Consider the following 6,568-nt stretch of genomic DNA (forward strand, 5'->3'; position numbering starts at 1 on the left):
GTCCTCCAGTGTTCGGGCGTGAAAACAGGAACGACCGGTTTCGTCGATCGTTCCACGGCACACGATGAGGTGAAGGAAGCTTGCGGTTTTCCGGTTCAGGTCCCGGCGGCGTAGAAATCGTCGTCGAGGCGTTTTTCCAACTCGACGAGGTCAGCCGGCAGCGGCAGGCCCATGGCGCGCATTTCCTGCAGTTTTTCGCGCAGCTGCTCCTGGATCTCGTGCTGGTCTTCCGGCTGGTTGACCATCTCCTCGAGCAGCAGGCTGATCCGGGCCTTGAATTCTTCGAGCGCCATCGTCGTCTCCTCGGTTGGATCAGCTCAGCGCAGCATGCGTGAAATCAGCTGCGCCGTATAGTCGACCATTGGGACGATGCGCGCGTAATTCAGCCGGGTCGGGCCGATGACGCCGAGCGCGCCGACGACGCGGGCATCCTTGTCGCGATAGGGGGCGACGACCAGCGACGAGCCCGACAGCGAAAACAGCTTGTTTTCCGAGCCGATGAAGATGCGCACACCCGAGCCCTGCTCGGCGAGGTCAAGCAGCTGGATAAGCCCGTCCTGCGTCTCCATGTCCTCGAACAGATGGCGCAGCAGCTCGATGTCGGCCTGGGCGGTGACGTTTTCAAGCAGATTGGCACGCCCGCGCACGATGAGCCGTGCCGGCAGGCCGCTGTCGGCGCCGGCCCACACCGCCAGCCCCTTCTCCACCAGGTCCTGCGACAGCGTGTCGAGCGCGGCCCTGGTTTCTTCCTTGATGCGAGCGATCTCGATCCGCGCCTCGGCCAGCGTGCGGCCGCGTATATGGGCGTTGAGGAAATTCGAGGCCTCGTGCAGTTGCGAGACGGTGATCCCGGCGGGCAGGTCGACGACGCGGTTTTCGACGTCGCCATTCTGCGACACCAGCACCGCCAGCGCCTTCGTCGGCTCAAGCTGGATGAATTCGATGTGCTTCAGCGCCACCTCGTTTTTGGCGGCCAGCACCAGGCCGGCGCCGCGCGACATGCCCGACAGCATCTGGCTGGCCTCGGTCAGCATGTGCTCCAGCGTCGCACCGGAGCCGGACGCCCGCACCTGTGCCTCGATGGCGCGGCGCTCCTCGTCGGAAAGGTCGCCAAGCTCCATGAAGGCATCGACGAAGAAACGCAGGCCGGCCTGCGTCGGCAGCCGGCCGGCCGAAATGTGCGGCGCGTAGATCAGGCCGAGATGCTCGAGGTCGCTCATCACGTTGCGGATGGTCGCCGGCGACAGTGAGGACGGCAGGATACGCGACAGGCTGCGCGATCCCACCGGTTCACCGTCCCTGAGATAGGAATCGACGATGCGCCGGAAGATGTCGCGGGAACGCATGTCGAGCGCCTGGAATACTGGCGACTGAAGCGCGGGCGACTGCGAACTCGGATCGACTGCCTTGGTCATACGGCCAAAAACCTCCGGCCCAAGGATATAGACTTACACTGCACCCGCGCAACCCGGTGTCTGTGTCCGATCGTCAGCCCATTTTCCTTTGCGCCACGCGTCCCATGCGGTTACAAGCCGGCCAAGATTCCGAAAAATGACAAGAAAGCAGCCCTGAATGCGCCCTTCCAAACGCCAATTCGACGAAATGCGTGCCATCTCCTTCGAGCGTGGCGTCTCCAAGCATGCCGAAGGCTCATGCCTGGTGAAGTTCGGCGACACGCATGTCCTGTGCACGGCCAGCCTCGAGGAAAAAGTGCCGGGTTGGATGCGCAACTCCGGCAAGGGCTGGGTGACGGCGGAATACGGCATGCTGCCGCGCTCGACCGGCGAGCGCATGCGCCGTGAGGCTTCGGCCGGCAAGCAGGGCGGCCGCACGCTGGAAATCCAGCGGCTGATCGGCCGCTCCTTGCGCGCCGTGGTCGATTTGCAGGCGCTGGGCGAACAGCAGATCACCGTCGACTGCGACGTCATCCAGGCCGATGGCGGCACCCGCACCGCATCGATCACCGGCGGCTGGGTGGCGCTGTATGACTGCCTGCGCTGGATGGAAGCGCGCCAGATGGCCAGCGTCGCCAAGGTGCTGAAGGACCATGTCGCGGCGATCTCCTGCGGCATCCATGACGGCCAGCCGGTCATCGACCTCGACTATATCGAGGATTCCGCGGCCGGCACCGACGCCAATTTCGTCATGACAGGCAAGGGTGGCATCGTCGAGATCCAGGGCACCGCCGAGGGCGAGCCTTTCTCCGAGGAGCAGTTCGCGGACCTGATGGGCCTGGCCAAGAAAGGCATCCAGCGCCTGGTGAGTTTGCAGCAGATGGCAGTGGCTTAGTTTTTAGATGTCGAGCCTGAGCGCCCCCCTCTGGCCTGCCGGCCATCTCCCCCTCAAGTGGGGAGATCGGATGTCATCTAGGGCTTCGCCAATCTCCGGCGTTGTAGGGCGCGCGACAATGCAGAAGCTGCCAATCTCCCCACCTGAGGGGGAGATGGCCGGCAGGCCAGAGGGGGGCGCCTCGTGACACCCTCCACGATCCTGGAATCGGCCCTCTACGTCACAGACCTGCCCGCCGCCGAAACCTTCTACACCGACATCCTCGGCCTCAATCTCCTCGGCAAGGTCGACGGCCGCCACCTCTTCTTCCGCTGCGGCCCCGGCGTGCTGCTCGTCTTCAACGCCGAGGCAACCAAAATCCCGCCGGCGCCCGACGCGAGGCTGCCGGTGCCACCGCACGGCGCGGTCGGCCAAGGTCATCTCTGCTTTACGGCGACCGACGATGAAATCGCCGGCTGGAAAGCCCATCTGGAGGCAAAGAAGATCGCCATCGAGAGCGAATTCGAGTGGCCGCAGGGCGGCCGTTCGATCTATATACGCGACCCCTCGGGCAACTCGATCGAATTTGCCGAGCCAAGAATCTGGGGCCTTTGATGCATTCTCTCGATGGCAAGAAGATCGTCGTCGCCACCCATAATGAGGGCAAGCTGCGCGAATTCGCCGACCTGATGGGACCGTTCGGCTTCGAAGCGAAGTCGGCCAGGGAGTATGGCCTGCCGGAGCCGGACGAGACCGGCACCACCTTCGAGGAGAACGCCTACATCAAGGCGCTCGCCGCCGCCAAGGCGACCGGCCTGCCGGCGTTGTCGGACGATTCCGGCCTGTGCGTCGACGCGCTTGACGGCGCGCCCGGCGTCTACACCGCCAACTGGGCCGAAACCCCGGACGGTTCGCGTGACTTCGGCATGGCCATGCAACGCACCGAAGTGGCGCTGCAGGAGGTCGGCGCCGCCTTGCCGGAGCAGCGCAAGGGACGCTTTGTCGCCGTCATCTGCCTGGCGTTTCCCGACGGCGAGGCCGAATATTATCGCGGCGAGGCCGAGGGCACGCTGGTCTGGCCACCGCGCGGCGAGCTCGGCTTCGGCTATGATCCTGTGTTCCTGCCCGAGGGCTTCGAAAAAACCTTCGGCGAAATGAGCGCCGAGGAAAAGCATGGCTGGAAGCCCGGCCAGGCCACGGCGCTGTCGCACCGCGCCCGTGCCTTCCAGAAATTCGCCAAAGCGAGATTGGGCTCGGCATGAGCATGCTGCTCGACCGGACGCCCGGCTTCGGCGTCTATGTCCACTGGCCGTTCTGCGCGGCCAAATGCCCCTATTGCGACTTCAACAGCCATGTTCGCCACCAGCCGGTCGACCAGGAGCGCTTTGCCGCCGCCTTCGAGGCCGAACTGGCGACGATGCGCGAGCGCACCGGGCCGCGCGAGGTGACCAGCGTTTTTCTAGGCGGCGGCACGCCCTCGCTGATGAAGCCGGAAACCGTGGCCAGGGTTCTGGACGCCGTGGCGAAGAACTGGACTGTGCCTGCCGGCATCGAGGTGACGCTGGAGGCCAATCCGTCCTCGGTCGAGGCCGAGCGCTTTCGCGGCTATCGGGCGGCTGGGGTCAATCGCGTGTCGCTCGGCGTGCAGGCGCTGAACGACAAGGATTTGCGCTTCCTCGGCCGGCTGCACAATGTCGAAGAGGCCCTGCACGCCATCGGCCTCGCGCGGGAAATATTCCCAAGGCTGTCCTTCGACCTGATCTACGCCCGCCCCGGCCAGACGCCGGAGGCTTGGGCATCGGAGCTGGAACAGGCGATCGGCCATGCCGCCGACCATCTGTCGCTCTACCAGCTGACCATCGAGGAAGGCACGCCCTTTCACGCGCTGCATGCGGCAAAGAAATTCATCATTCCCGACAACGACCATGCCGCCGACCTCTATGCACTGACGCAGGAGATCACCAAGGCGCACGGCCTGCCGGCCTACGAGATTTCCAACCACGCCAGGCCTGGCGCCGAGAGCCGGCACAACCTGACCTACTGGCGCTATGGCGAATATGTCGGCGTCGGGCCGGGCGCGCATGGCCGCTTCGTCGAGAACGGCCGGCGCACGGTGACAATCGCCGAGCGGATGCCGGAAACCTGGGCCAATCTGGTCGAGGCCAAGGGCCATGGCGTCACCGGCGGCGAGATCCTGACGCGCTCGGAAGAGGCCGACGAATTCCTGCTGATGGGCCTGCGGCTGGCCGAAGGCATCGACCTCTCCCGCTACGAGGCGTTCTCCGGGCGCGGCCTGTCGAGCGCGCGGTTGTCGATGCTGCAGGGCGAAGGGCTGGTGGCGCCGATCGGCAATGCGCGCCTGCGCGCCACGGCCGCCGGCATGATCGTGCTCGACGCGGTGGTCGCCGATCTGGCGCGCTAACCCTTGAAGAACGTCCTTTTCGTCTGCAGCCAGAACCGCTTGCGCAGCCCGACCGCCGAACAGGTGTTTTCAACGCGCCGCGATATCGAGGTGGCCTCGGCCGGAACCAACCACGATGCCGACACGCCGCTGACGCATGAGCTGGTCGCTTGGGCCGACATCATCTTCGTCATGGAAAAGGCGCACCGCACCAAGCTGCAGAAGAAATTCAGGGCCAGCCTGAAGAAGGCGCGTGTGATCTGCCTCGACATACCTGACGATTATGAATTCATGGATCTGGAGTTGATTGGCCTTCTGAAGGCACGCGTTTCACGGTATCTCGGTTAAGACGCAATCCGCGAAGGCCACCCGCATGAACCTGACCGTATCCTCCTGGCAATTCTGGGCGCTGCTCTCGGCTGCATTCGCTGCCCTGACGGCGATCTTCGCCAAGGTCGGCATCGAGAACATCAATTCCGATTTCGCCACCTTCATCCGCACGATCATCATCCTGATCGTGCTCGGTGCCATCCTGCTCGCCAGCGGCCAGTTCCAGTCGCCGGCTACGATCTCGGGAAAGACCTGGGCTTTCCTCGCCCTGTCCGGTCTGGCGACCGGCGCTTCATGGCTCTGCTATTTTCGCGCCCTGAAGATCGGCAATGCGGCGCAGGTGGCGCCGATCGACAAGCTAAGCGTCGTGCTTGTGGCGGTGTTTGGCGCGGCCTTTCTCGGCGAGCGGTTGTCCGGAGCGAACTGGCTTGGCGTCGCCCTTATCGCGGCGGGTGCTGTGCTGGTCGCCTATCGAGGGTAGTTGCGCGCCATGGCGTGCGTTCTTCGTTTCAAGACGGGTGATGAAGATATCGAAGCGATTGGGCATCGTCCGGTCAGTGCTCCGTCGTGCTGTCGGGTTTGTTGTCGGAAAGGCTGACGTTCGTCGGCAAGGTGCTGGCGACGCGCTCTTCGGTCAGGCTGTGCTCGGTCTTGGCAGACGGGCGCTTGTCCCTGGGGGTGGCAACGCGGTTGCGGCCGGCATAGTAGGGCTCGAAAGCGTCTTGTATCTTGAGGCTGTCCATCCTGTCCTCCTCCGGAATCAGGGGGCTAATCTGCCAACGCCGGTTTGGTTCCCCACTGTGGCAAAGGAAAGGCGAATTCCTTACATCGGCGTCAGCTTTTGCAAGCCCGCGTCAGCCGTGCCAAACAGGGTCGAACGGAGACTTGATCAGTGACCGCAGAGACGGGCAAGCGCAGCTATGTGGTCGGGCAGACCGAGATCGCGGCCCGGCCGCTGGAGCCGGCGCTCTATCTGGTGGCGACGCCGATCGGCAATCTCGCCGACATCACGCTGCGCGCGCTGGAGACGCTGGCCGCCGCCGACATCGTCGCTTGCGAAGATACACGGGTGTCGCGCGTGCTGCTCGACCGTTATGGCATCCGCCGCCGCACCACAGCCTATCATGAGCATAATGCCGGCGAGGCCGGGCCGAAGCTGATCGCGGCGCTGCAGGCCGGACAGAGCGTGGCGCTGATCTCCGATGCCGGCACGCCGCTGGTGTCCGATCCCGGCTACCGGCTGGTCGGCGAGGCGCTCGACCACGGCATTCGCGTCGTGCCTATCCCCGGCCCATCGGCGCCGCTCGCGGCGTTGACCGCATCCGGCCTGCCCTCCGATGCCTTCATGTTCGCCGGATTTTTACCGGTGAAGACCGGGCAGCGGCTGACGCGGCTGGAGGCACTGAAAGCCGTGCCGGCGACATTGATTTTCTTCGAATCGCCGCGCCGGCTGGCCGAATCCCTCGGTGCCATGGTCGAAGCGCTGGGCGGCGAGCGCAAGGCCGCGATCGGCAGGGAATTGACCAAGACCTTCGAGGAGATGCGAACCGGCACGCTGCAGGCGCTGGC

The 6,568-nt window shown here is 64.7% G+C and carries 10 protein-coding genes; 7 read left to right on the forward strand and 3 right to left on the reverse strand.

Annotated features, from left to right (window positions below):
• Window positions 1–95 precede the first annotated feature (95 nt).
• Together EN884_RS20410 and hrcA are read right to left on the reverse strand one after the other, a co-directional pair.
• Window positions 96–293, reverse strand: coding sequence for a hypothetical protein (locus tag EN884_RS20410; RefSeq protein WP_023814156.1), 198 nt, complete (start codon window positions 291–293; stop codon window positions 96–98).
• A 24-nt stretch (window positions 294–317) separates the two neighbouring features.
• Window positions 318–1,415 carry a heat-inducible transcriptional repressor HrcA gene (hrcA, locus tag EN884_RS20415; protein WP_027161211.1) on the reverse strand — a complete coding sequence of 366 codons (1,098 nt, stop codon included), beginning with the start codon at window positions 1,413–1,415 and terminating at the stop codon, window positions 318–320.
• A 157-nt stretch (window positions 1,416–1,572) separates the two neighbouring features.
• Here hrcA and rph point away from each other — a divergent pair, with 157 nt between their 5' ends.
• The 6 genes from rph (at window position 1,573) to EN884_RS20450 (ending at window position 5,480) form a co-directional block, all read left to right on the forward strand.
• The gene (gene rph, locus EN884_RS20420) at window positions 1,573–2,289 is read left to right on the forward strand and encodes a ribonuclease PH (RefSeq protein WP_013528632.1); all 717 of its coding nucleotides are present in this window, start codon (window positions 1,573–1,575) and stop codon (window positions 2,287–2,289) included.
• 183 nt (window positions 2,290–2,472) lie between these two features.
• The gene (locus EN884_RS20430) at window positions 2,473–2,883 is read left to right on the forward strand and encodes a VOC family protein (protein WP_063169655.1); all 411 of its coding nucleotides are present in this window, start codon (window positions 2,473–2,475) and stop codon (window positions 2,881–2,883) included.
• Window positions 2,883–3,530: an RdgB/HAM1 family non-canonical purine NTP pyrophosphatase gene (gene rdgB / locus EN884_RS20435; RefSeq protein ID WP_063169656.1), complete on the forward strand. Its 648-nt coding sequence runs from the start codon at window positions 2,883–2,885 to the stop codon at window positions 3,528–3,530. The genes EN884_RS20430 and rdgB overlap by 1 nt, the downstream gene beginning before the upstream one ends.
• Window positions 3,527–4,690 (forward strand): radical SAM family heme chaperone HemW, encoded by a 1,164-nt coding sequence (gene hemW / locus EN884_RS20440; RefSeq protein ID WP_063169657.1) that lies wholly within the window; start codon window positions 3,527–3,529, stop codon window positions 4,688–4,690. Before rdgB ends, hemW begins: the two co-directional genes overlap by 4 nt.
• Window positions 4,691–4,693: 3 nt before the next feature.
• Window positions 4,694–5,017: a low molecular weight protein tyrosine phosphatase family protein gene (locus tag EN884_RS20445; protein WP_013528628.1), complete on the forward strand. Its 324-nt coding sequence runs from the start codon at window positions 4,694–4,696 to the stop codon at window positions 5,015–5,017.
• Window positions 5,018–5,042: 25 nt separating this feature from the next.
• On the forward strand, window positions 5,043–5,480 hold the full coding sequence (locus tag EN884_RS20450) for an EamA family transporter (RefSeq protein WP_013528627.1): 438 nt from the start codon (window positions 5,043–5,045) through the stop codon (window positions 5,478–5,480).
• Between the two features lie 73 nt (window positions 5,481–5,553).
• On the opposite strand, the gene EN884_RS20455 is transcribed toward EN884_RS20450, so the two are convergent.
• Entirely contained in the window at window positions 5,554–5,742 is a 189-nt protein-coding gene (locus tag EN884_RS20455) for a hypothetical protein (protein WP_013528626.1), read from the reverse strand.
• A 149-nt stretch (window positions 5,743–5,891) separates the two neighbouring features.
• Here EN884_RS20455 and rsmI point away from each other — a divergent pair.
• Window positions 5,892–6,568, forward strand: a 677-nt coding sequence (gene rsmI / locus EN884_RS20460; protein ID WP_128360707.1) for a 16S rRNA (cytidine(1402)-2'-O)-methyltransferase, incomplete at its 3' end; no start/stop codon positions are given.

This window comes from Mesorhizobium sp. M7A.F.Ca.AU.001.01.1.1, assembly GCF_004022735.1.
Classification (GTDB): Bacteria; Pseudomonadota; Alphaproteobacteria; order Rhizobiales; family Rhizobiaceae; genus Mesorhizobium; species Mesorhizobium ciceri.

What these genes read in the sequence shown, in the direction of transcription:
- EN884_RS20410 (WP_023814156.1), bottom strand. Translation starts at nt 293, where the DNA reads ATGGCGCTCGAAGAATTCAAGGCCCGGATCAGCCTGCTGCTCGAGGAG.
- EN884_RS20455 (WP_013528626.1), bottom strand. Translation starts at nt 5,742, where the DNA reads ATGGACAGCCTCAAGATACAAGACGCTTTCGAGCCCTACTATGCCGGC.
- rdgB (WP_063169656.1), top strand. Translation starts at nt 2,883, where the DNA reads ATGCATTCTCTCGATGGCAAGAAGATCGTCGTCGCCACCCATAATGAG.
- hrcA (WP_027161211.1), bottom strand. Translation starts at nt 1,415, where the DNA reads ATGACCAAGGCAGTCGATCCGAGTTCGCAGTCGCCCGCGCTTCAGTCG.
- rph (WP_013528632.1), top strand. Translation starts at nt 1,573, where the DNA reads ATGCGCCCTTCCAAACGCCAATTCGACGAAATGCGTGCCATCTCCTTC.
- hemW (WP_063169657.1), top strand. Translation starts at nt 3,527, where the DNA reads ATGAGCATGCTGCTCGACCGGACGCCCGGCTTCGGCGTCTATGTCCAC.
- EN884_RS20450 (WP_013528627.1), top strand. Translation starts at nt 5,043, where the DNA reads ATGAACCTGACCGTATCCTCCTGGCAATTCTGGGCGCTGCTCTCGGCT.